This window comes from Herbidospora sp. RD11066, from assembly GCF_054661255.1.
In genome coordinates this window covers 1-21239 of record NZ_BAAGDO010000018.1, presented here as the reverse complement: position 1 = coordinate 21239, position 21239 = coordinate 1, and the positions used below count along the sequence as shown (strand labels likewise).

The 21239-nt window shown below is 69.3% G+C and carries 21 protein-coding genes and 1 pseudogene; 8 read left to right on the top strand and 14 right to left on the bottom strand.

The window, feature by feature from the left end:
- Positions 1-792 carry an alpha/beta fold hydrolase gene (locus ACYQ78_RS38680; RefSeq protein WP_459805974.1) on the top strand — a complete coding sequence of 264 codons (792 nt, stop codon included), beginning with the start codon at positions 1-3 and terminating at the stop codon, positions 790-792.
- Positions 793-805: 13 nt separating this feature from the next.
- On the opposite strand, the gene ACYQ78_RS38675 is transcribed toward ACYQ78_RS38680, so the two are convergent.
- Entirely contained in the window at positions 806-1327 is a 522-nt protein-coding gene (locus tag ACYQ78_RS38675) for a gamma carbonic anhydrase family protein (RefSeq protein ID WP_459805973.1), read from the bottom strand.
- Positions 1320-2483 carry a mannosyltransferase family protein gene (locus ACYQ78_RS38670; RefSeq protein ID WP_459805972.1) on the bottom strand — a complete coding sequence of 388 codons (1164 nt, stop codon included), beginning with the start codon at positions 2481-2483 and terminating at the stop codon, positions 1320-1322. Before ACYQ78_RS38670 ends, ACYQ78_RS38675 begins: the two co-directional genes overlap by 8 nt.
- Before the next feature lie 112 nt (positions 2484-2595).
- Between ACYQ78_RS38670 and ACYQ78_RS38665 the strand changes: the two genes are divergently transcribed.
- The gene (locus ACYQ78_RS38665) at positions 2596-3960 is read left to right on the top strand and encodes a hypothetical protein (RefSeq protein ID WP_459805971.1); all 1365 of its coding nucleotides are present in this window, start codon (positions 2596-2598) and stop codon (positions 3958-3960) included.
- A gap of 446 nt (positions 3961-4406) precedes the next feature.
- Here the strand turns inward: ACYQ78_RS38665 and ACYQ78_RS38660 are convergent, their stop codons facing one another.
- From ACYQ78_RS38660 to ACYQ78_RS38635, 6 genes are all read right to left on the bottom strand, one after another.
- Entirely contained in the window at positions 4407-5480 is a 1074-nt protein-coding gene (locus ACYQ78_RS38660) for a glycosyltransferase (protein WP_459805970.1), read from the bottom strand.
- A complete protein-coding gene (locus ACYQ78_RS38655) occupies positions 5477-6262 on the bottom strand; it encodes a hypothetical protein (RefSeq protein WP_459805969.1) in 786 nt (261 codons plus the stop codon). The genes ACYQ78_RS38660 and ACYQ78_RS38655 overlap by 4 nt, the downstream gene beginning before the upstream one ends.
- A 131-nt stretch (positions 6263-6393) precedes the next feature.
- Positions 6394-8508, bottom strand: coding sequence for a (Fe-S)-binding protein (locus ACYQ78_RS38650; RefSeq protein ID WP_459805968.1), 2115 nt, complete (start codon positions 8506-8508; stop codon positions 6394-6396).
- A gap of 69 nt (positions 8509-8577) precedes the next feature.
- Positions 8578-9162: a TetR/AcrR family transcriptional regulator gene (locus ACYQ78_RS38645; RefSeq protein WP_459805967.1), complete on the bottom strand. Its 585-nt coding sequence runs from the start codon at positions 9160-9162 to the stop codon at positions 8578-8580.
- Positions 9159-9899 (bottom strand): class I SAM-dependent methyltransferase, encoded by a 741-nt coding sequence (locus ACYQ78_RS38640; RefSeq protein ID WP_459805966.1) that lies wholly within the window; start codon positions 9897-9899, stop codon positions 9159-9161. Before ACYQ78_RS38640 ends, ACYQ78_RS38645 begins: the two co-directional genes overlap by 4 nt.
- Before the next feature lie 13 nt (positions 9900-9912).
- Positions 9913-10767: a sugar phosphate isomerase/epimerase family protein gene (locus ACYQ78_RS38635; protein WP_459805965.1), complete on the bottom strand. Its 855-nt coding sequence runs from the start codon at positions 10765-10767 to the stop codon at positions 9913-9915.
- A 53-nt stretch (positions 10768-10820) separates the two neighbouring features.
- On the opposite strand from ACYQ78_RS38635, the gene ACYQ78_RS38630 reads away from it, so the two are divergent.
- The 3 genes from ACYQ78_RS38630 to disA all read left to right on the top strand — a co-directional run bounded on the left by ACYQ78_RS38630 (position 10821) and on the right by disA (position 14288).
- Positions 10821-11522: a class I SAM-dependent methyltransferase gene (locus ACYQ78_RS38630; RefSeq protein ID WP_459805964.1), complete on the top strand. Its 702-nt coding sequence runs from the start codon at positions 10821-10823 to the stop codon at positions 11520-11522.
- 187 nt (positions 11523-11709) lie between these two features.
- Positions 11710-13143: a DNA repair protein RadA gene (gene radA / locus ACYQ78_RS38625; RefSeq protein WP_459805963.1), complete on the top strand. Its 1434-nt coding sequence runs from the start codon at positions 11710-11712 to the stop codon at positions 13141-13143.
- Between the two features lie 59 nt (positions 13144-13202).
- Positions 13203-14288, top strand: a complete 1086-nt coding sequence (gene disA, locus ACYQ78_RS38620) for a DNA integrity scanning diadenylate cyclase DisA (RefSeq protein ID WP_459805962.1) — start codon at positions 13203-13205, stop codon at positions 14286-14288.
- On the opposite strand, the gene ACYQ78_RS38615 is transcribed toward disA, so the two are convergent.
- The 3 genes from ACYQ78_RS38615 to ACYQ78_RS38605 form a co-directional block, all read right to left on the bottom strand.
- Complete coding sequence (locus tag ACYQ78_RS38615; protein ID WP_459805961.1) at positions 14279-14479, bottom strand: helix-turn-helix transcriptional regulator; 201 nt, start codon at positions 14477-14479, stop codon at positions 14279-14281. The genes disA and ACYQ78_RS38615 overlap by 10 nt on opposite strands.
- An 8-nt stretch (positions 14480-14487) precedes the next feature.
- Positions 14488-14895 (bottom strand): hypothetical protein, encoded by a 408-nt coding sequence (locus ACYQ78_RS38610; protein ID WP_459805960.1) that lies wholly within the window; start codon positions 14893-14895, stop codon positions 14488-14490.
- A 72-nt stretch (positions 14896-14967) separates the two neighbouring features.
- Positions 14968-15639, bottom strand: coding sequence for a hypothetical protein (locus tag ACYQ78_RS38605; RefSeq protein ID WP_459805959.1), 672 nt, complete (start codon positions 15637-15639; stop codon positions 14968-14970).
- A gap of 77 nt (positions 15640-15716) precedes the next feature.
- Here ACYQ78_RS38605 and ACYQ78_RS38600 point away from each other — a divergent pair, with 77 nt between their 5' ends.
- Positions 15717-16583 carry an HhH-GPD family protein gene (locus ACYQ78_RS38600; protein WP_459805958.1) on the top strand — a complete coding sequence of 289 codons (867 nt, stop codon included), beginning with the start codon at positions 15717-15719 and terminating at the stop codon, positions 16581-16583.
- On the opposite strand, the gene ACYQ78_RS38595 is transcribed toward ACYQ78_RS38600, so the two are convergent.
- Complete coding sequence (locus tag ACYQ78_RS38595; protein ID WP_459805957.1) at positions 16565-17410, bottom strand: helix-turn-helix transcriptional regulator; 846 nt, start codon at positions 17408-17410, stop codon at positions 16565-16567. The two genes, ACYQ78_RS38600 and ACYQ78_RS38595, sit on opposite strands and share 19 nt — an antisense overlap.
- A 121-nt stretch (positions 17411-17531) precedes the next feature.
- Between ACYQ78_RS38595 and ACYQ78_RS38590 the strand changes: the two genes are divergently transcribed.
- Entirely contained in the window at positions 17532-18578 is a 1047-nt protein-coding gene (locus ACYQ78_RS38590; protein ID WP_459805956.1) for an NAD(P)-dependent alcohol dehydrogenase, read from the top strand.
- Positions 18579-18631: 53 nt separating this feature from the next.
- Entirely contained in the window at positions 18632-19528 is an 897-nt protein-coding gene (locus tag ACYQ78_RS38585) for a HEAT repeat domain-containing protein (protein ID WP_459805955.1), read from the top strand.
- Here the strand turns inward: ACYQ78_RS38585 and ACYQ78_RS38580 are convergent.
- Positions 19525-20442 carry a TIM barrel protein gene (locus tag ACYQ78_RS38580; RefSeq protein WP_459805954.1) on the bottom strand — a complete coding sequence of 306 codons (918 nt, stop codon included), beginning with the start codon at positions 20440-20442 and terminating at the stop codon, positions 19525-19527. The two genes, ACYQ78_RS38585 and ACYQ78_RS38580, sit on opposite strands and share 4 nt — an antisense overlap.
- 296 nt (positions 20443-20738) lie before the next feature.
- Positions 20739-21239, bottom strand: a pseudogene (locus ACYQ78_RS38575) (NDP-hexose 4-ketoreductase); the annotation flags it as partial.

Here is a 21239-nt window from a genome sequence, read left to right as displayed (position 1 = left end):
ATGCCCAAAAGGCTTCTGCTGGCCGCCGTCGCGCTCGCCGCGATGGTCCCCGCCATGTCCACTCCGGCCTCCGCCACGACGAGCCACCATGGGACCAAGCCCACCGTCGTGCTGGTGCACGGCGCGTTCGCCGACGCGTCGAGCTGGACCAAGGTCGTCGCCAAGCTCCAGGCGGCCGGCTATCCGGTGATCGCGCCCGCCAACCCCCTCCGCGACCTCAAGGGCGACTCCGAGTACGTGTCGAGCGTCATCTCCACCGTGCCGGGCCCGGTGATCCTGGTCGGCCACTCTTACGGCGGCTCGGTCATCAGCGCCGCCGCCAGTGGCCACGCCAACGTCAAGGCGCTGGTCTACATCGCCGGGTACGCCCCCGAGGTGGGCGAGTCGGCGCTCGACCTCACCGGCAAGTTCCCCGGCAGCACGCTGCCCACCAGCCTGCTCACCCGTGACTACCCGGGCGGCACCGACGTCTACGTCGACCCGGCCAAGTTCCGCGCCGCCGCGGCCGCCGACCTGCCCTCGCGCGACGTCGCCCTGATCGCCGCGACCCAGCGTCCGGTCTCCTACGCCGCGCTCGACGCCAAGGCCACGGTGGCGGCGTGGAAGAAGATCCCGTCGTGGTACCTCGTGTCGGGCGCCGACCAGGCGATCCCGCCCGCGGCCCAGAAGTTCATGGCCAAGCGCGCCGGGGCGCACACCACCGAGGTCAAGGGCGCCTCCCACCTGGTCCTGGTCTCGCACGCGGAAGCCGCCGCCGACCTCGTCACCGCGGCCGACCGCGCCACCCGCTAGTCACCAGCGCCAGTCACCAGCGCCGGGCTCGGGCGTGCCTCCGCGCCTTGTCCATGTAGCGGTCGGGGGTCTCGGCGAAGACGGCGACGTCGTCTTCGTCGAGATCACGGATGATCTTGGCGGGCGCGCCCGCGAGCAGGACGCCGCCCGGGAACTTCTTCCCCGGCGTGACCAGCGCCCCGGCGGCCACCAGGGTGCCCGCGCCGATGTGCGCGCCGTTCATCAGGATCGCGCCGATGCCCACCAGCGCGCCCGTCTCGACGTAGGCGCCGTGGACCACCGCCCGGTGCCCGACGCTCACCCGCGGCTCCAGGACCGCGGGAAAACCCGGGTCGGCGTGCAGGCAGCACAGATCCTGTACGTTGCACTGCGCGCCGACCTCGATCGTCTCGTCGTCTCCCCGCAGCACGCTGCCGTACCAGACGTTGGCCTGCGTGCCGACGCGCACCCGCCCGGCCACGACCGCGCCGGGCGCGATCCAGGCGGTGGGGTCGATCGACGGCAGGTCGTCGTCCAGAGCGAATACCTCAGCCAACCCATGCCCCCGTGGTGAAGTTTCCTACGTTGATCAGCATCACCGGTGCCGCCACCGCCACATACGCCATCAGCACCCACCGGTTGCGGGCCGCCAAGATGCCGATCCCGATGTAGAGCGGCCACCACAGCAACGATGCCCGCCCGACCGACATGTAGAACGACGACATGGCCAGCAGCGCGACGCCTTGGGGCAACAAATAGGCGAACTCCGCCCACCGCGACCGCACGAGCTGCCAGACGATCAGCGCCACCAGCACGAGCGCCGCGGCGATCTCCATCCGGTACGACGTCGCCAGCACCGGCTCCTGGAGCGACCGGTCCCACGTGTTGGCCAGCACCGTCCAGGGCGCCTCGGCGTAGCGGCCCCAATATTCGGCCTCGACGTTCTTCCAGGCCATCAGGTCGCCGGTCCGCGTCCACTGGAAGATCATGTACGCCAGCACCGGCAGCCCCGGCACCACCAGCCACGGCAGTTTCCGCCAGTCGGCCCGCAGCCCCTTCTCGGAGACCAGGAACATCACCGCGAGCCCCAGCGCGAGGAACAGCCCGGAGATCCTGATCGACGACGCGAACGCCGCGCAGACCGCCGCCCACTCCCAGCGCCCCTGGCGGGCCAGCAGCCAGGCCGGGATCGCCAGCGCCAGGAACGGCGCCTCCGAGTAGCCCGCCCACATGAATACGGCGAACGGCGACAGGAAGAACACCAGCGTCGTCCAGGGGCCGGTTCCTTCTTTGTACGAGTTGCTCAGCCGCGACAGCGCCACGGCGACCACCGCGCTCCCCACGACCGACACCAGCACGATCAGCAGGTCGTAGTTGGGGATGAGCCAGTTGAGATCGCGCAGCAGCAACGGCAGCCCGGGGAAGAACGCCACCAGCTTGGGCGCGTCGGTCATCCCGGGCGAGCCGTCGTAGCCGAACTGGGCGATGGTGATGAAGTTCTCGGCGTCCCAGGGCGTCAGCCGGTCGAGCAGCGGCGCCTCGGTCCGGCCGGGGGCGGCCAGGACCATGTAGATGTACGTCGCCACGTGCCAGAAGAACCAGATGCCCAGCGCGGTGCGGTCGCCGGGTTGGGCGAGCCACCTTCGCCCGGTCGTCGGGGGAGCGTTTTCCGGCTGGTCCGCATCGCTTTTGGCCTGCTGGGTCTCCGTCACGAAGTCCATCGAAGTGGAACAACAGCGGACATGCCAAGAGGTTGTGTCGCGAGTCCCCCAGCTCAGAGCCATTTATCCAGCTCACCGGGGTGAAAGTTTCATGTGTTCTAGCATGGCCATCGTGCAGTTGGACGGTTTCAGCGCCGTGGAGAAGGATGTCCGGGCCATGGTGGCCGACCCTCAGTGGTCGCTCCACCGCATGGAGGTGCGCGCCGACGCGCTCGCCCGCCGGGGCGGCCTGGCGGCCCACGACGGCTCGTGCTGGATCTTCGGGCTGGGCGCGCGCTGGTACCGCCGTGACGCCGACGGCCAGTGGATCCTGTCGGCGCCTCCCGCCGAGCCGGGGTTGCGCGAGACGTGTGTCCGGGTGAACCCCGCCATCCCGTGGTGGCTGGTGCCGCAGGGGCCCGACTTCGCGGCCGACCGGGGGTCGACGCAGGGGTTCGTGGGGCCCGACGTGCTCCCCGAGGTGACCGAGCGCATCCGGGCGATCCTGGCCGCCCACCGGGGGCTGGGCCACGACGACTTCCCGCTCGCCGACGGCCCGCTCAAAGACCTGTTCGCCCCCGAGGTCACCTCACCCATCGCGACGGTGTGGGCCGTGATCATGTGGTGCGCCTACGCGCCGGCCTTCGACGGCAACGAACACCTGCTGACCATGTTCGGCGAGTTCCTCGGCAGGCCGCTGCCGGGCGACGACTGGGTCAGGTGGCTGCCGGGGATGCGGCTGGAGACGGTGCTGGGGCCGTACAAGGAGAGGCTTGAGGCCGGGGCCCACGAGACGGCGCTGCGCCTGGCCGGGCTGGCGGCCGAGGTCGCGACCGTGCTGAGCGACGACCCGCGCTTCCGCCCGCGGGCCCAGGCCCTCACGGTGATGATCGAGCCCCTGCTCAGGCAGCCCTGGCTCGACCACGGCCAACCCGACCTGGCCAGACATTGGCTGCACCGGTTGCCACCCCATCTGACCAGTACGACCATTCACGAGACCGCCCCGAAGGACCACTTCCAGCACACCTTCTACGACCTGACCGAGGCACTGGGCTATGTCGCCGGGCGGCAGATCGAGCCCCGCGTCGCGGCGGCGAGCCTCCTCGCCTGTGACCTGTCAACGGCGGCTGACGCCGAGGTGACAGATGTCTTCCCCCTGTTGGACGAAGAACTCCGCCGGGCCGTGCGCAAAGCCCTTGACGATTCGGCCCACCCCCTGAGAACCCTGTGGCCCGTCGACGGCGCCCTGCCCGACGCGCTTTTCCCGCCCGGCCGGGAGGCCGCCTCGACTCTGCTCGGTGCGGCCTACGCCACAGGTCTGGCATGGTCTGCCATGATCGGCAGGGCGGTGCCGGAAAGAGGATTCCCGTCGGCTTCGGCCGTCTCTGGGAAGTTGATTCACGAACGTGATGACACTGTTCCTTCGCCGTTGCGGATGCCCGGAAGGCCCGTCTCGGAGATCACCTCAGAGTGGTTGTACCACTCCTGACAGCCACATCCCAGTTACCCCGCAAAGACCGATAAATCATCCTTTAGCAATCAGACCCCACCTACCCTGCGAAATTGGCCGAATTGTGATGGGGCTTAGCGGGAAATGGTTAGTCGAGGGGGGTCCGGCGGCGGGAATGGTCCCGATGGGCCATGTCGCCGAAACCGACGCGGACGTAACCTCGAAGAGGGTGTGGGCTGCGGAAGGAAGGACGACGCGGTGGGGCACGAGTACTTGGACTTGCGAGTCCATGACCGTGTCGCGTTGGACGAAATCGCGCTCTACGCCGAGGTTCTGGAGGCCGTCAACTTCACGGATGACCGACTGACCTTGGAAGAGCTCGACAACGCGCTCGGGTTGCGGACTTCGGCGGGTCGCTGAAGCTTGAAGATCATGATCCCGGGCTTCCGATTGCGGGGAGCTCGGGATCTGTTATTCCACGAGGTTCATGGGCGGGAGCGCAAGCCGTACATGAGGTCCTGCCAGCGCGCCGCGATGGCGGGTGCCGCGCGCAGCGTGGCCGATTCGAGCGCCCCGGCGGCCAGCGTCATCCGTTTACGCTCGTCGTCGACCAGCGAGAGCAGCGCCCCGGCGTAGGCCTCGATCTCCCCGGCGCCCTCTCCGACCAGCACGCTGTCGATACCGGGCCGCAGGAACTGGGAGACCCCCTTGGGGCCGTCGTAGCCCACGATGGGCACCCCGCAGCTCAGCGCCTCGTTCACGGCCATGCCGAGCACCTCACGGCGCGAGGAGACCGCCACGATCGACGCCTTGGCGAACTCGCCGGGCAGGTCGGGGGTGGTGCCCATGAAGTAGACGTGGTTGTGCAGGTTCAGCTCGGCGACCAGGGCGCGCAGCCGCTTCTCCTCCGAGCCGCCGCCGTAGAGCCGCAGCCGCCAGTCGGGCCGTTTGTCGGCGACCATCGCGAACGCCCGCACCAGCCGGTCGAACGCCTTGTCGGGCACCCACCGGCCACCCGCGCTGACGATCCGGTTGTCCATCCGCGACCTCGGCCACGGGCCGGTCGGCAGCGGGTCGGGGATGGTGTGCACGCTGAGCTCGTCGTCGAGCAGGCGGGTCCATTCGGCCCGGCCGGTCTCCGAGTGGGTCACCACGGCGTCGAGCCGGGGGTAGTAGCGCTGGACGGGCGTCGGCACCGCCGGGCGGGTCCACTCACGGGCGATCTTGACGACCTCGCGGGGGGCGTACCGCGCCGACTGCACGCTCAGCGCCGGCCGGGCGGTGACCAGCACCTCCGAGCGCAGCGCCCGCAGTGCCCGCCAGAGGGCGACCTCGGTGCGCACCTGACCGCGTGGCAGCAGGTGGCGGCCGGGCCGGGCGTCGACCAGCCAGCGCAGCCTGATCGCGGGGTCGATGGGGAAGAACGGCACGTCCCTGGTGCGCTTGACGCTGACGATCTCCACGTGATGGCCGCTCGCCAGCGCGGCGGCCAGGTTGAGCGTCGCCCGAATGTCGCCGCGCATCCCGTATGCGGACGGCACCAGGAACGTGATCCTCACGCCGCGCCCACCTCGAGACGGAGGTGGTCGGCCGGGGAGAAGCTCGGCTTGATCGGCACGCCGTCGATCTTCGTCGCGGGGTAGTGCACCCGGCGGCGCTTGCCCTCGACGTCGTCGAGGAGCGCTCCCAGGGCCATCGGCCCCTCGACCCCGTCGACTTCGAGGGAGGGCTCCCACACACCTTCGGAGTCGGGTGTGGCCGCCAGGACGTCACAGAGGGACAGAGCGGCGTGGAAGCGCACACCCTGGACCGTGGCCGTCGCGGTCACGGTGGCCTCACCCTGCGTCAGAGAGAGCCGGGCGCGGTGGTGCTGGTCGTCGTCTCCGAGCCCCGTGTACGCCAGCAGCCCCGTCACCTCGAACCGGCCCTCGCGGAACCAGACCGCCCGCACGTCGGCGACCGGCTCGGCTTCGGCGATCTTGATGGCCAGGAAGCCGTTGCGGGTGCGGTAGGCGCGGTAGGACATCGTGCGGCGGCCGAGCGCGTAGGCGTCGAGGCGGTCGAGCGAGAAGCCCGGGTCGACGCTCTGCATGCGGGTGCGAGGACCGCTCTGCTGGAGATAGGCGTCCCAGCGGCCGGGCGTCAGCTTCAACCCGGCCAGTGAGACGGCGACGGTGGCGTCCGTGGTCGGCGGCCCGGGGGTTCCGAGCCGTACCTTCCGTTCCGAGCCGGTGCCGCGGTGCCGGAGCACCAGATCCGTGCCCGTTCCCAGCGGATGGTCGATCGCCATCCGCAGGGAGAGCACGTCGGCAAGAGTTACTTCCGCGTCAGTGACGACCACGCCCACCGTTCAGCCCCCTCCCCGTTGATTGAGCCAACGTTGAGGTTACCGTGATTCTCCCGTTATGTGGAGAACGGGATGGCGCGCATGTGGCCATGACCAGCGGATTCGACAACTGATCAACGGCACAGTCAGCTCTGGACGGCCTGTCCCTTCACCGACTTGATCAACAACTGGGCCACGTCGACGACTTCCAGCGTCTCCTTGGCCTTACCGGAGTTCTTCTTCTCGTTGATCGCGTCGCCCAGCATCACCAGGCAGAAGGGGCACGCGGTGGAGACCGTGTCAGGATCGGTCGTGAGCGCCTCGTCGACCCGCTCGGTGTTGATGCGTTTGCCGATCCGCTCCTCCATCCACATGCGCGCGCCGCCGGCGCCGCAGCAGAACCCGCGGTCCTTGTGGCGGTGCATCTCCTGGGTCACCACGCCGGGCACCTTGGCCATGATGTCGCGCGGCTGCGAGTAGACCTTGTTGTGCCGCCCGAGGAAGCACGGGTCGTGGTAGGTGATCTTCTCCTCGATCGGCGTGATCGGGGTCAGCTTCCCGGTGTCGACCAGATGAGACAGCAGCTGAGTGTGGTGTACGACCTCAAATGTGCCCCCCAGCTGCGGATATTCGTTGGCCAGGGTGTTGAAGCAGTGGGGACACGTGGCCACGATCTTCTTGACCCCGGCCTCGTTGAGGGTCTCGATGTTCTGCTGGGCCAGCATGTTGAACAGGAACTCCATGCCCAGGCGGCGGGCCGGGTCGCCGGTGCAGGCCTCCATCGGGCCGAGCACCGCGAACTTCACGCCCGCGATGTGGAGCAGTTCGGCGACCGCCTTGGTGGTCTTCTTCGCCCGGTCTTCGAGAGCGCCCGCGCAGCCGACCCAGAAGAGGTATTCGGTGTCTTCGGGCATCTTCTCGTCGATCATCTCGACCTCGAAGTCGAGCTCCTCGATCCAGTCGGCGCGCTTCATCTCGGGCAGGCCCCACGGGTTGCCCTTGTTCTCGAGGTTCTTCAGCATCACGCCGGCCTCGGACGGGAAGCTCGACTCGATCATGACCTGGTAGCGGCGCATGTCGAGGATGTGGTCGATGTGCTCGATGTCGACCGGGCACTGCTCGACGCAGGCGCCGCAGTTCGTGCACGACCAGAGCACGTCGGGATGGATCACGCCCTCCTCACCGACGAGGGGCTTCTCCAGCAAGGCCAGCACGTCCTGTCCCTGGTGGGCGCGCTGCTCCTCGCTCATCAGCAGGTAGGGCGCGATGGCGAAGGCGTGGTCACGCTGGTCGAGGATGAGCATCTTGGGCGACAGCGGCTTGTCGGTGTTCCACGCCGGGCACTGCGACTGGCAGCGGCCGCATTCGGTGCACGTGTAGAAGTCGAGGAAGCCCTTCCAGGTCGTCTCCTCGATCTTGCCGCGGCCGAAGACGTCGGTCTCAGGGTCGGCCTCCTCGAAGTCGAGGACCTTGCCGCCGCTGCGCATCTCCTGGGCCGCGCCCATGCCGTCGGGGCGCCGCGAGAACAGCACGTTGAGCGGGGCGGTGAAGATGTGCAGGTGCTTGCTGTTGACCACGATCACCGCGAACACCAGCATCAGGCCGATGTGCAGCAGCAGCGCGATCTCCTCCAGCAGCGTGGAGGTCGGCAGGATCTTCGCCACCAGCTCCGAGACGAACGCCCCCGACTCGTAGGGGAAGTTGCCCGTATTGATCGCGGCGCCCCGGAACAGGAACAGCGACCAGATGATGTTGAAGATCATGAACAGGATGACCCACGCGCCGCCCAGGTGAGACCCCGAGAAGCGCGAGTTTCGGCCCAGCTTCGAGGGCGCGTTCTTGATCCGGATCACCGCGAACGCGATGAGGCCGAGCAGCGCGGCCAGCGCGATGAAGTCCTGCAGGAAGCCCAAGACGGCCCAGCGGCCGATCAGCGGGATGTGGAAGTCGGGGCGCCCGGTGATGGCCCCCTGGATCATCGCGCCATAGGCTTCTACATAAACGGTCAAAAGAATGAAAAACGCCCACATAACGAAGAAGTGGGCGATACCTGACGGCGTCCACTTGAGCAGCTTCTTCTGCCCGAACACCTCGACGAGCTGGACCTTTATCTCGGTCCCGATGTTCGCGCGGGCGTATTCAATGCGTTCGGGGGCCGGTTGCCCCACCGTGGCCAGCCGATAGAGGAATCCCACCCGCCTGGCCACCACCGCGACCGTGAGCGCCGTCATCAGCAGCCCGATTATGCAGACCAGCAACACTGGGCCCTCCCAAATCGCCGTAGTGACCACCATATGAGACCCTAGAACAAACCTCTAGAAGACTCTCCGTCAGGGGTCCACATAGCGTTGCAAGGTGGGCGCGAGCAGGGCGACCAGATCGTCGACCGACGCCGACGCGATCGGCTCGATTTTGACGATATACCGCAGCATCACCACGCCGATCATCTGCCCGAAGGCCGCCTCGATCCTGATCGGATCGATGCCCAGCCCGTGGGCGAGCCGGTGGAGCACCGCCTCCCCGAGGAACTCGCGCACCATCGTCGCCGCCTGCTCGTTCGACATCGCCGACCGGATCATCGCGATGATCGGCGCCCGCCGGTCTTCGTCGGAGGCGACCGTCAGGATGAACCGGATCAGCCGCTCCCCCATTTCCTCGCGCGGCCCGGCCAGGATCATCGGCACCGCCACGCTCGGCTCGACCGGAAACTGCATCGCCGCGACGAACAGGCCCTCTTTCGTGTCGAAGTAGTGGTGAACCAGCGCCGGATCGACGTTGGCCTCCCGGGCGATCCCCCGGACCGTCGCCTTGTCGAACCCCTTCTCCGCGAAGACCCCCCGAGCCGCGGTGATGATGTCACCCCGCGTGTCGAGCGATCCGGGACGCCTGCCGGGCCTGCGCTTCTGTTCCGTCATCCGGCGGGCACTTTCCGGCCCACCGCGAGGTAAACGCGCATCGGCACGACAAGATCACCACCAGGGAAGACGCGCAGGACCTCGGCCCGCTCCCGTTCGATCAGCTCGTCGGCCTCGGCCGGATCGAGCCTGGCCATGTAGGAGTGGGAGCGCAGGTTGGTCAGGAAGGTCTCGACCGCGACGTGGCGGGTCCAGTAGATCCACTGGTCGTGGACGTCGAGACCCGCTTCGGCCATCGCGGTCGCGATCGCCGGGAGGTTGCGGCCCTCCGGGCCGGTGTAGCCAGGGACCTCGGCCAGCCGGATCTGACACTCGGCCAGCCAGCCGGCCTTGCGGGTGTCGACCGAGTTCCACCAGCCGGCCACGGCGTTCCTGCTCACCCGGGAGGCCTCGGCGATCGATTTGCCGGGATCGAGCCAGTGCCACGCCTGGGCGTAGGTCACCAGATCGGCGCAGCCGTCGCGGAAGGGCAGCACGTTGCCGTCGGCCAGCACCGAGGCGCCGGAGAAGTAGGCCAGCATGTGACCGGCCAGGTCGGCGGCGACGACCCGGGCGCCCCGCTGGAGCATGCCCCGGGAGGAGATGCCGGTTCCGGCCCCGATGTCGACCACGAGGGCGCCGTCGAGCGAGACGCCGGACAGTTCGGACAACGCGTCATACAACGCGGGAGGGTATTCGGGACGGGCCGCGTCGTACGCCTCGGCCACCCTGGGCGCGTCGAAGACCAGGTGACTCATGGGGTGGTTGCGCTCATTTCCTCGCGGGCGAGGCGGCGAAGTTGAGCCGGGCGAAGGCCAGCGCCTCGGCCAGGTCGTCGATCCGCTCGCTGCGGGTCGCCGCCCTCCGCGTGTTGATCTCCAGCACGATCAGCCCACCATAGCCCGCGTTCGCCAGCCGCTCCAGCATGGGAGCGCAGGGCTGGTTGCCTCGTCCCGGAACGAGGTGTTCGTCCTTGTTGGTGGTGCCCACGCCGTCGGCCAGATGGAGGTGCGCCAGCCGATCGCCCAGTTTGGTGGCCATCTCCATCGCGTCGGACCCGGACACCGCCGTGTGGGACAGGTCGAGGGTGACGTGGGGGAAGTCGTAGTCGAGGGGGTTCCAGTCGGGCGAGTAGGGCACGACCTCGTTGCCCCGGGCCCGGAGGGGGAACATGTTCTCGACCGCGAAGGTCACGTCGGTCTCGTCGCGCATGCGGGCCAGCCCGATCTCGAAGTCACGGGCGTAGTCGCGCTGCCACCGGAACGGGGGATGCACCACGACGGTCTCGGCGCCCAGCCGCTCGGCGGCGTCCTGGGCCTTGCGCAGCTTGAGCCACGGATCTTTGCCCCACACGCGCTGGGTGACCAGCAGACAGGGCGCGTGGATCGCGAGGATGGGCAGCTCGTAGTGGTCGCGGAGACGCTCGAGTACTTCGACGTCCTGACTGATCGGATCCTGCCCGACCATGATCTCGACGCCGTCGTATCCCAGGCGTGCCGCGAGCTCGAAGGCGTCGGGGGTTCGCTCGGGATAGACCGATGCGGTCGACAATGCGATCTTCGCATTCGGCACCCGGACGACCTCGCTCCTTCCGATATATGTACGCTCGCCACGACTCTTGCTCACACTGCCAGACTAAGCGGGCGTGTGTCCGGTCGAGGCGAACCTAGGGTTGCGTCATGGCCAGCATCGTGAAGGGCGCCGTGCCCAGCCCCAACATCTGGAACACCCCGCAGGTCTACGAGCTGGAGAACCACGCGGTCGACCCCGACCGGCGGGTCGAATCGGCCATGCGGGCCCTGCGCCCCTGGGCGGGCGCGACCGTCCTCGACATCGGCTGCGGCACCGGCTACCACCTGCCCGGCCTCGCCACCGAGGCCGCCTCCGTGATCGGCGTCGAACCCCACGGCGACCTGGCGGCCCTGGCACGGAAGCGCTGTGCGCGCCAGGCGAATGTGACCGTTCACACCGCGACGGCCCAGGCGATCCCCCTGCCCGATCACTCGGTGGACGTCGCGATGGCCCGCTGGGCCTATTTCTTCGGCCCCGGCTGCGAACCGGGGTTGGCCGAGCTGTCCCGCGTGCTCCGGAAGGGCGGCGCGGCCTTCGTGGTCGACCTCGACGCGACCCGGGGTGCTTTTGGACGCTGGTTCTCCGCAACCGTCCCGCCGACCTACTCACCGGACGCGGTCGAGGCCTTCTGGTCTCGCCAGGGGTGGTCGCGTCAGGAGCTCGACCTGCGGATGGTCTTCGAACGCCGCGCCGACCTGGAGGCGGTCCTGAAGATCGAGTTCGCCCCCACGGTGGCCAAGGCAGCGATCAAGGAGACCGAGGGACTGGAGATCCCCTACCCGAACATCCTGCGGTGGCGCCTCTACTGAGTCGATCACGCGGGCAGGATGATCCGGCCCCGGCGCCGACCTCAATGCGCGGGCAAGTCGGCCGGGTGCGGCGTTCTCCACAGGGGAGTGCCGGCGATCACGAGAATGTCGGTCCCAGGGGAGACACTGATCCGGCCCCCGGGCGGGTGGGCTGAATCTGTCGGGGCCCGCCGGTAGCCTGCGGCTCGTGGCTAAAGCGACCAAGGTGTCCTATCGGTGCGGCGAATGCGGCTGGCTGACCGTCAAGTGGGTCGGCCGGTGCGGCGAGTGCCAGGCGTGGGGCACGGTCGAGGAGGCCGGGGTCCGGGCCGGGGTCACCGAGGTCAAGGCGGGGGCGATCACCTCGCCCGCCGTGCCGATCGGGCAGGTCAAGGCCGAAGAGGCCCACGCCAGGCCGACCGGTGTGAGCGAGCTCGACCGGGTGCTCGGCGGCGGGCTGGTGCCGGGGGCGGTGGTGCTGCTGGCCGGGGAGCCGGGCATCGGGAAGTCGACCCTGCTGCTGGAGGCCGCCGCCAACGTCGGCCGGAGAGACACCGTCCTCTACGTCACGGGTGAAGAGTCGGCCTCCCAGGTGCGCCTGCGCGCCGATCGCATCGGCGCCGTGGTCGACCACCTCTATCTGGCCGCCGAGACCGACCTGGGCGCGCTGGTCACCCACGTCGAGCGGGTCAACCCCCGGTTGCTGATCGTCGACTCCGTCCAGACGATCGGCTCGGCCGAGGCCACGGGCGTGCCGGGTGGGGTCACCCAGGTCCGCGAGGTGGCCGGGAACCTGGTCCGGCTGGCCAAGGAGCGGGGCATGGCGACCGTCCTGGTCGGCCACGTCACCAAAGACGGGTCGATCGCCGGGCCGCGGGTGCTGGAACACCTGGTCGACGTCGTCCTCCACTTCGAGGGCGACCGCAACTCGCGGCTGCGCATGGTCCGCGCGATCAAGAACAGGTTCGGCCCGATCGAAGAGGTCGGCTGCTTCGACCTCCACGACAAGGGCATCACCGGGATCACCGACCCCAGCGGCCTGTTCGTCTCCCGCCACCCCGAGCCGGTGCCCGGCACCTGCGTGACCGTCACGATCGAGGGCACCCGCCCGATCCCCGCTGAGCTCCAGGCCCTCGTCGGCCCGACCGAGGCCCCCCAGCCCCGCCGCACCTCCTCCGGCCTCGACTCCTACCGCGTCGCGATGGTCCTGGCCGTCATGGAGCGCCGCCTCAACGCCAAGATCGGCCGCTGCGACGTCTTCACCGCCACCGTCGGCGGCATCCGCCTCACCGACCCGGCCGTCGACCTGGCGCTGATGCTGTCGGTGGTCAGCGCCGCCGGAGACAACCCGCTCCCCCAGGGCCTGGTAGCGCTGGGCGAGGTGGGTCTGGCAGGTGAGCTGCGGCCGGTGCGCGACGTCCGCCGCCGCCTCGCGGAGGCCGCCCGCCTGGGCTTCACCCGCGCGCTGGTCCCGGCCGGGTCGATGAAGGTCGCCACGCCACCCCGCCTCGACCCGGCGCCGAAGAGCAGGCGGGGCGAGGTCGTGCCGGTGCGCGAATCGCTGAAGACCACCAACTTCGCCCCCGGATTCGTGGTCACCGAGGCCGAGAACGTCTGGGACGCTCTGACACACATCCGGTGAGGATGCCGTTACGTCGGTAAACTGCGTAGTAGCCGTGTGAACCAGCGGGGGTCACTTACGTGCAAAACGACAAACAGGCCGACGAGCGCAGGCGTGCCGTCCTGGCCATACTCGCCCCGGGAACGGGGTTGCGCGACGGGCTCGAGCGCATCCTCCGGGGCCACACCGGTGGTCTGATCGTGCTGGGATACGACCCGACCGTCGAAGAGCTGTGCACCGGGGGATTCCAGCTCAACGTCGAGTTCACCGCCACCGGCCTGCGAGAACTCGCCAAGATGGACGGCGCGATCGTGCTCGACGAGGGCGATCACCGGATCGTGCGGGCGGCCGTCCACCTGGTGCCCGATCCCAGTGTCCCCACCGACGAGTCGGGCACCCGCCACCGCACCGCCCAGCGGGTGGCCCGCCAGACCGGCTATCCGGTCGTCGCGATCAGCAAATCCATGCGCATCATCGCCGTCTACCTCGACGGTGTCAGACACGTCCTCGAAGAGTCGGCCGCGATCCTGTCGAAGGCCAACCAGGCCCTGGCCACTCTTGAGCGCTACAAGTCGCGTCTCGACGAGGTCGCCGGCACCCTCTCGGCGCTGGAGATCGAAGACCTGGTGACCGTGCGCGACATGGCCTCGACCGTCCAGCGCATGGAGATGGTCCGCCGCATCGCCCGCGAGATCGAGGGCTACGTCGTCGAACTCGGCACCGACGGCCGCCTGGTCTCTCTGCAGCTCGACGAACTGCTGGCCGGGGTCGAGGAAGACCGCTCGTTCATCGTCCGCGACTACCTGCCCGACGCCCTGGGCCCCCGGCAGCGCGGCTTCAGCGACGCCCTGCGCGAGCTCGACGACCTCAACTCGACCGACCTGCTCGACCTGTCACGGGTGGCCGGCATCCTCGGCATCACCGGCCCCGAGGCGCTCGACTCCCCCGTCAGCCCGCGCGGGTTCCGCCTGCTGGCCCGGGTGCCCCGGCTGCCCGCCTCGATCGTCGACCGGCTGGTCGACCACTTCGGCGGCCTGCAGAAACTCCTCGCGGCCAGCATCGTCGACCTCCAGATGGTCGGCGGGGTCGGCGAGACCAGGGCCCGCAGCGTGCGGGAGGGGCTGTCGCGCCTGGCCGAGTCGTCGATCCTCGAACGCTACGTGTGAGGGTCGGGGTGGAAGATCTCCTCGATGGCCAGGCCGAAGACGCCGGCGATGGTGAAGGCGAGGGGGAGGCTGGGGTCGTAGCGCTCGGTCTCGATGGCGTTGATGGCCTGGCGGGAGACCTGGCAGCGGTCGGCCAGGTCGGCCTGGCTCCACCGGCGGGCCGCCCGCAGTTCGCGTAGCCGATTCTTCATGCCGGCGATCACCGGTGCAGGCGGGTGCGCAGGTCGGCGATCAGCAGCCAGAGCGCCACTCCGCCGATGAGGATCAGTTGGGCGCACTGCTGGAGCGTGACCACCCCCGCCGCGTCGAGCAGCGTGGCCACCTGCAGCGCCACGAGCACCGCCGCGAACGCGACGGCCATGCTCTCCAGCTGGATTCTGCGCACGTATTCGTCGGCGCGCCGGAACGCCCGCCACAGCACGAAGGCGATCGCGAGGGTGAACACGATGGTGGCCACGATCCACCACGTCTTCTGGGTGGTGGTCTGGTCGGGGCTGCTGCCCATGGCCAGGGCGACCACGCCCAGCGCGGCCACCGGGATGCCGTCGATGAGGACCGCGCGGCGCGCCGCGCGTGTCACCTGGTCTTGCCGTACCTGCTCTGCCATGCATCGAATGTAAGGTTTCCCTTCCATAAGGTCAAGTGACCCTGACTTTATGGAAGGTTGACCTCACATCCTCTAGCGCAGGTGGAAGACGTTCTTCTGGCTGCGGAGACTGCCCGCACGGGCGATGGCGACGTACGTCCCCTTGCCGGCCGAGGTCGTCTTGGCGGCGCACGAGTCACCCGACCGGTTGCGGTCCCACTCGATCGAGCGGACGTAGGGGATGCCGCGCTTCAGGGTCTGCCGGTCGGTGCCCGAACCGGCCACGCAGTCGGCGGTCGACCAGATGCGGGCCGGGCCCGAGGTGATGCGCATCTCCAGCGCGCGCGGGCCGACGTCGACCTTGCACGGGCTCTTCGCGGTGTTCACCACGGTCAGCACGAACCCCGGCCGGTCGGCGCCCGTGTAGATCTCCCGGCCCGCCGTCAGGCTGACGACCAGGTCTTTCGGGCTGCACGAGTCGCCTTCGCGCTTGTCCGGCGCGGGTGTGGGCGACGGGGTGGCCGAAGGCGAGGGCGTACCGGAAGAAGAAGGGCTTGGGGCGGGTGGTGAGGGCAGCGAGACGATCAGTGCGTCGGACGCGCCCTTGGCGGGGGCGGCGCCGGTCAGCGGCGTGTCGGGCCCGCTCGTGCAGGCCCAGGCGACCACGGCCCCCACGACGAGCATGCCGGTCAGCACCAGCACTCGGCGCCGCCAGTAGACGTCCGGGCCCTCGACGACCTCACCACGGAAGGTGTCCGGATCCATACTCACAGTATTCATAGACGCGCAGGTCTCGGCGGACGCGCCTCGCCGGGGAGCCGGGTCAACTACAGTGCGGAAACGTGGCCCACCCGCTTCACTCCCCCATTCTCGACTGGTACGCCGAGCACAACCGCGACCTCCCCTGGCGCCGCCCCGAGGCGACGCCGTGGGGCATCCTGGTCAGCGAGATCATGCTCCAGCAGACGCCCGTGGTGCGCGTCCTGCCGATCTGGGAAGAGTGGATGGCCCGCTGGCCCACCCCCGAGGCGCTGGCCAAAGAGGCGTCCGGCGAGGCGGTCCGCCACTGGGGCCGCCTCGGCTACCCGAGGCGGGCGCTGCGACTGCACGCCTGCGCCAAGGCGATCACCGACGACTTCGGCGGTACGGTCCCCGCCACCTACGACGAACTCCTCACCCTCCCCGGCATCGGCGACTACACGGCCGCGGCCGTCGCCAGCTTCGCCTACGGCAAGAGCCACGCAGTCCTCGACACCAACGTGCGCCGGGTGCTGGCCCGCACGATCACCGGCGACGAACATCCCCCCAAGGCCACCACCACGCCAGAGAAGCGCCTGGCCGAGTCGCTGATCCCGCCGGTCGGGGCCCCTCGCTGGGCGGTCGCGGTCATGGAACTCGGCGCGCTGGTCTGCACGGCCCGCTCCCCGCGCTGCGCCGACTGCCCGGTGGCGGGCCGCTGCGCCTGGCTCCTGGCGGGCAAACCGGCCCACGACGGCCCCGAACGCAAGGGCCAGACCTACGCCGGAACCGACCGCCAGTGCCGCGGCCGCCTGCTGGCGGTCCTGCGCGACGCCCCCGGCCCGGTCGAGAAGGCGCTCTTGGACGCGGTCTGGGCCGACGCCGTCCAGCGCGAGCGCGCCCTCGACGGCCTCCTGACCGACGGCCTGGCCGAACTGGTCGACGACGACCTCTACGCCCTGCCCGCCTGAACCCCGGCCCAGTTCACCAGGAGGTCGAGCTTGTCCTGGTCGGGGGAGCCCGCGTCGGCGGTGTAGATCGACAACGCCTGGCCCTCGCCGCCCGGCGGGTGGAAGGTCTCGTAGTTGAGGGTCAGCGTGCCGACGAGTTCGTTGAAGAACTTCTTGCGCCCGTGGCCGTGCTGGAACAGCTTGTAGTCGGCCCACAGGCGGCTGAACTCGGGAGAGGCGCAGGTCAGCTCGCCGACGACCCGGTTGAGCGCCTCGTCGGCCCGGCGCGGGTTGAGGTTGCGGCGCAGCGCGGCCACGATGTCGGCGGCGATCATGTCCCACTCGGGGAAGACGACCTTGGCGCGCGGATCGAGGAACACCCACCGGGCGATGTTCCGGTCGGCGACCGGCATCGCGCCGAAGTCGGCGAGCAGGGCCTTCGCGGCGCCGTTGATCGCCAGGATCTCCATGCGGGGGCCCTGGAGCAGCGCGGGAACGGGGTCGAGCACGTCGACCATCCGCCGCAGCGCCGGGCGGGCCCCGGCCCTGGGCGCGGGATCACGCCTGGGCCGCGCCGGAGCGGGGGTGATCAGGGTGCGGAAGTGGTCGCGTTCGAGCGGGTCGAGCCGCAGGGCGTTCTCGACCGCCACCAGGACCTGGTCGGAGACGTTGCCGACCCGCCCCTGCTCCAGCCGCGTGTAGTAGTCGACGCTGACCCCGGCCAGGATCGCGACCTCCTCACGCCGCAGGCCCTTGGAGCGCCGCGGCGTGGTCGACGGAGGCAGCCCGACGTCGCCGGGCTCGATCCGCGCACGCCGGGACGTCAGGAACTCCTTGAGCGGGTTCACCCTCCCATTCTCACGCCGCCGACCAGGTGGTGGACGGTCCTGGCTGGTACTGCCAGTGCCAGGTGCGAGGGTGCCCGCCAACCTCTACCGGCACCCCAGCGCGCCCTGTTCGGATGGACGCATGAACACCTCCACCCTCGTCGACGCCTACGCCGCGCCCGCTCCGAAGGCCCCGCTGGAGAAGATCCGGATCCCCCGCCGGGCCGTGGGCGACCACGACGTGCGCATCGACATCTCGTACAGCGGCATCTGCCACTCCGACGTCCTCCAGGTCGAGGGGGCCTGGGGCGGCGGCAGCTTCCCGATGGTGCCCGGGCACGAGTTCACCGGCGTCGTCTCGGCGACCGGCGCCGGTGTCACCAGGTTCGCCGTCGGCGACCGGGTCGGCGTGGGCACCCTGGTCGACTCGTGCCGCGAGTGCGCGTTCTGCCTGGCCGGCGAGCCCACCTACTGCCGATCTTCGGTGCTGACCTATGGCGGGTACGAGGCCGACGGCACCCCCACCCACGGCGGCTACTCGACCGGAGTGGTCGTGGACGAGAACTACGTCGTCCGCGTCCCCGACGCGCTCGACCTGGCCAAGGCCGCGCCGCTGATGTGCGCGGGCATCACCGTGTACGCCCCCCTGAAGCGCTTCGGAGTGGGCCCCGGCACGAAGATCGCCGTGCTCGGCATGGGCGGCCTCGGCCACCTCGCCGTGAAGATGGCCGTCGCGCTCGGCGCCGAGGTCACCGTGCTCAGCCGGACCCTGGGCAAGCGCGACGACGGTCTGGCCTACGGCGCCGTCGACTACCGCGCGACCGAAGACCCGGCCACCCTGACCGACCTCGCCGACCACTTCGCGATCATCGTCTCGACGGTCTCGGCGAGCCTGAACTTCGACCACGTCCTCGGGCTGCTCGCCTTCGACGGCGCCCTCGTCAACCTCGGCGTGCCCGACGGACCGATCTCGATGAGCATGTTCCCGATCATCATGGGCCGCCGCTCCTTCACCTCCTCGGCGGCCGGCAGCCTCACCGAGACCCAGGAGATGCTCGACTTCTGCGCCGCGCACGGCATCGAGACCGAAATCGAGACCATCGAGGCCGCGTACGTCAACACCGCCTACGAGCGCCTGAACAAGGGAGACGTCCGCTACCGCTTCGTCATCGACAACGCGACGATCTAAACCACCAGAAATGGGATCGACTTCGCCGGAAGCGCCTACGCATACTCGGAAGCATGTCGATCATTCAGCTCTCCCCCGGTCAGCTCGCCGACCTGAACGACTGGGACGAGCACACCTTCGACGCGCATTTCGACAAGCTCAGACACCTCACCGCCACGCTCTCCACCCCGGAGGAGGTCCTGGCGCAGGCCCGCTTCTGGTGGGCCGATCCCGACTGGCGGGTCCAGACGCTCGGATTCGACCTGCTGGCCCTCCACGACGACGACGGCGCCCACCTCGTCCAGGCCCTCATCGAGGCGGCCGACGCCGTCCCCCTCAGTACGGCCCCCTACGAACTGCGCTGGTGCGCCGCCCACGCGCTCAGCGCGCTCAACGACAACCCGGAGGCCCTCGGCTCGCTCCTGCGCTTCGCCGACGACGCCCACCGGGACGTCCGCTGGCAGGTGGCGCGCGGAATGCCCTATTTCGACGTGTATCCCGAGCAGGTCGTGCGGGTGCTGCTGACGCTCATGCGCGACCCCGACGGAGGGGTGCGCGACTGGGCCACCTTCGCGCTCGCCTACAGCGGCGGGACCGACTCGCCGGAGATCCGCGACGCCCTCCTCGAACGCCTCGACGACCCCGAAGGTGACACGGCCGCCGAGGCCGCCTTCGGCCTGGCCAAACGGCGCGACGCGCGGGTCATGCCCGTCCTGCTGCGGGAACTCGCCGATCCGGACGTCGGCAGCCTCTATGTCGAGGCCGCCGGGGAGATCGGCGATCCACGCCTGCTACCGCTGCTCAGACGGCTTTCGGGCGAGGGCTGGAGCCACGAGGACCTCTCGGTGGCCATGGAGGCCTGCACCCCACCCCCGCCGCCACCGCATGGCGTGATCTACACCCGAGGGGAGAAACGGCCCCGATCCCACTCCCCGATGCGGTGCCGGATCAATCCCCCCAAACACCGCTAGGCGGCCAGCTTCAGGCCCAACGCCGTCAGGTTCCGCCTGGTCCAGTCGAGGTCGTCGGCCAGGCGGGCCACCAGCGCCGCCGGACCCTTGGTCTTCGGGGCGACCCACTCGTGGGCCTCGACCTCGATGTGCGCGCTCTTGTGCACCGCGCCCGACAGCAGGGCGTTCAGCGTGTTGGGGATTTCGTCCATGTTGTTGTGGACGTGCCCCAGTTTGACGACAGGCGCCCCGGCTTGTGCCAGCCCACGGAGAGCCTTCCCGGCCTCCTCCGCGCCGCCACAGGTCAAATGGCACGCGTCCAGGCACACTCCCAGGTGCTCGGAGTCGATGCCGCACACCCGCTGGAGGGCCTGCTCGGTGGTTTCGAGGACGCAGCCCGGCCACGGCTCGAACCCGACCCGGATGTGCTTGCCGGTCACGCTGTAGATCCCGCGCAGTTCCCGCGACAGGCGCTCCAGCCGCCGGGAGGCGATGGCGTGAAGGTCGGCGGGCCAGTCGCGGCGCCAGCCGATGGGGATCGTCGAGATCGACCCGAACTGGACGTCGTCGGGCAGCAGGAACGCGAGGATCTTCGCCAGCGACATCGTGTAGCGGTAGCGCTCGGGCTTGGCCCAGTCGGGACCGGGCGTCTCCTGGTGACGGCCGCCGGTGCCGTTGAGGCTCACGACCTCCAGGCCGCGCTCCTCGAGCGAGCGCCGCAGGCGCACCAGCTCGATGCGGTCGGAGACCAGGTTGTCGGCCACGTTGGGCGCCAGCCACAGGCCGATGCCCAGGCGGTCGACGCCGAGCTTCTTCCGGACCGGCACGGCGTAGCGGGTGAGGTGGGCGATCAGGTTCTCCAGATCCTCAGCCGGGTGAACGCCCGCGTTGTAGGCCAGGTGGACAACGGTTCCGTCGTCGTGGCGCAGCCGCATCGATGCCTCCAAAGGTCCGACTCAAATCCACTCACGCCATCTGTCCTGATCGCATGGGGCCTGAGTCCCGGGACGCCGGGATTCCAGAGCATGCCGTCGTACGGCGCTCCGGTGCGTCCACCCCGCAGTTGATTCGGAGGTACGCCTGTAGGTGGACGTCCCTTCGCTCTACGGAGTGTAGTACTACCTTTGGTGGTGCTGCGACGTACCTTCACCCAGTTGTGACGTGAACGTAAAACAGCGGGCCGCCCCCGAAGGGACGGCCCGCTGGTGAACCGCTGTGGCCGGCTCTGTGACTAGCTCTTGGTGATGGCGTCGACAATCGCCGCGGCGCTGTCGGGCACGCCCTCGGTCTTGGCCTCACCGACGAAGACGAACTTCGCGGCCTCGCCCTCACCCTCGACGTCGATCTTGACGATCTGGCCGGGGCGCAGCTCGCCGTAGAGGATCTTCTCCGACAGCGAGTCCTCCAGCTCACGCTGGATCGTCCGGCGGAGCGGACGGGCGCCGAGGACCGGGTCGTAACCGCGGTCGGCGAGCACCTGCTTGGCGGCCGGGGTGAGCTCGAGGCCCATGTCCCGGTCCTTCAGGCGGGCGTCGACCTGAGCCAGCATGAGGTCGACGATCTTGATGATCTCGTTCATGGTCAGCTGGTGGAAGACGACGGTGTCGTCGACGCGGTTGAGGAACTCGGGCCGGAAGTGCTGCTTGAGCTCCTCTTGGACCTTGGCCTTCATCCGGTCGTAGTTGCCCTCGACGTCGTTGTTCTTGGCGAACCCGACCCCGATGCCCTTGGA

Coding starts and splice junctions, on each gene's coding strand:
- ACYQ78_RS38605 (WP_459805959.1), bottom strand. CDS start 15,639: ATGGATCCGGACACCTTCCGTGGTGAGGTCGTCGAGGGCCCGGACGTC.
- ACYQ78_RS38645 (WP_459805967.1), bottom strand. CDS start 9,162: ATGACGGAACAGAAGCGCAGGCCCGGCAGGCGTCCCGGATCGCTCGAC.
- ACYQ78_RS38640 (WP_459805966.1), bottom strand. CDS start 9,899: ATGAGTCACCTGGTCTTCGACGCGCCCAGGGTGGCCGAGGCGTACGAC.
- ACYQ78_RS38630 (WP_459805964.1), top strand. CDS start 10,821: ATGGCCAGCATCGTGAAGGGCGCCGTGCCCAGCCCCAACATCTGGAAC.
- ACYQ78_RS38665 (WP_459805971.1), top strand. CDS start 2,596: ATGGCCATCGTGCAGTTGGACGGTTTCAGCGCCGTGGAGAAGGATGTC.
- ACYQ78_RS38610 (WP_459805960.1), bottom strand. CDS start 14,895: ATGGCAGAGCAGGTACGGCAAGACCAGGTGACACGCGCGGCGCGCCGC.
- ACYQ78_RS38615 (WP_459805961.1), bottom strand. CDS start 14,479: ATGAAGAATCGGCTACGCGAACTGCGGGCGGCCCGCCGGTGGAGCCAG.
- ACYQ78_RS38680 (WP_459805974.1), top strand. CDS start 1: ATGCCCAAAAGGCTTCTGCTGGCCGCCGTCGCGCTCGCCGCGATGGTC.
- ACYQ78_RS38580 (WP_459805954.1), bottom strand. CDS start 20,442: ATGCGGCTGCGCCACGACGACGGAACCGTTGTCCACCTGGCCTACAAC.
- ACYQ78_RS38590 (WP_459805956.1), top strand. CDS start 17,532: ATGAACACCTCCACCCTCGTCGACGCCTACGCCGCGCCCGCTCCGAAG.
- ACYQ78_RS38585 (WP_459805955.1), top strand. CDS start 18,632: ATGTCGATCATTCAGCTCTCCCCCGGTCAGCTCGCCGACCTGAACGAC.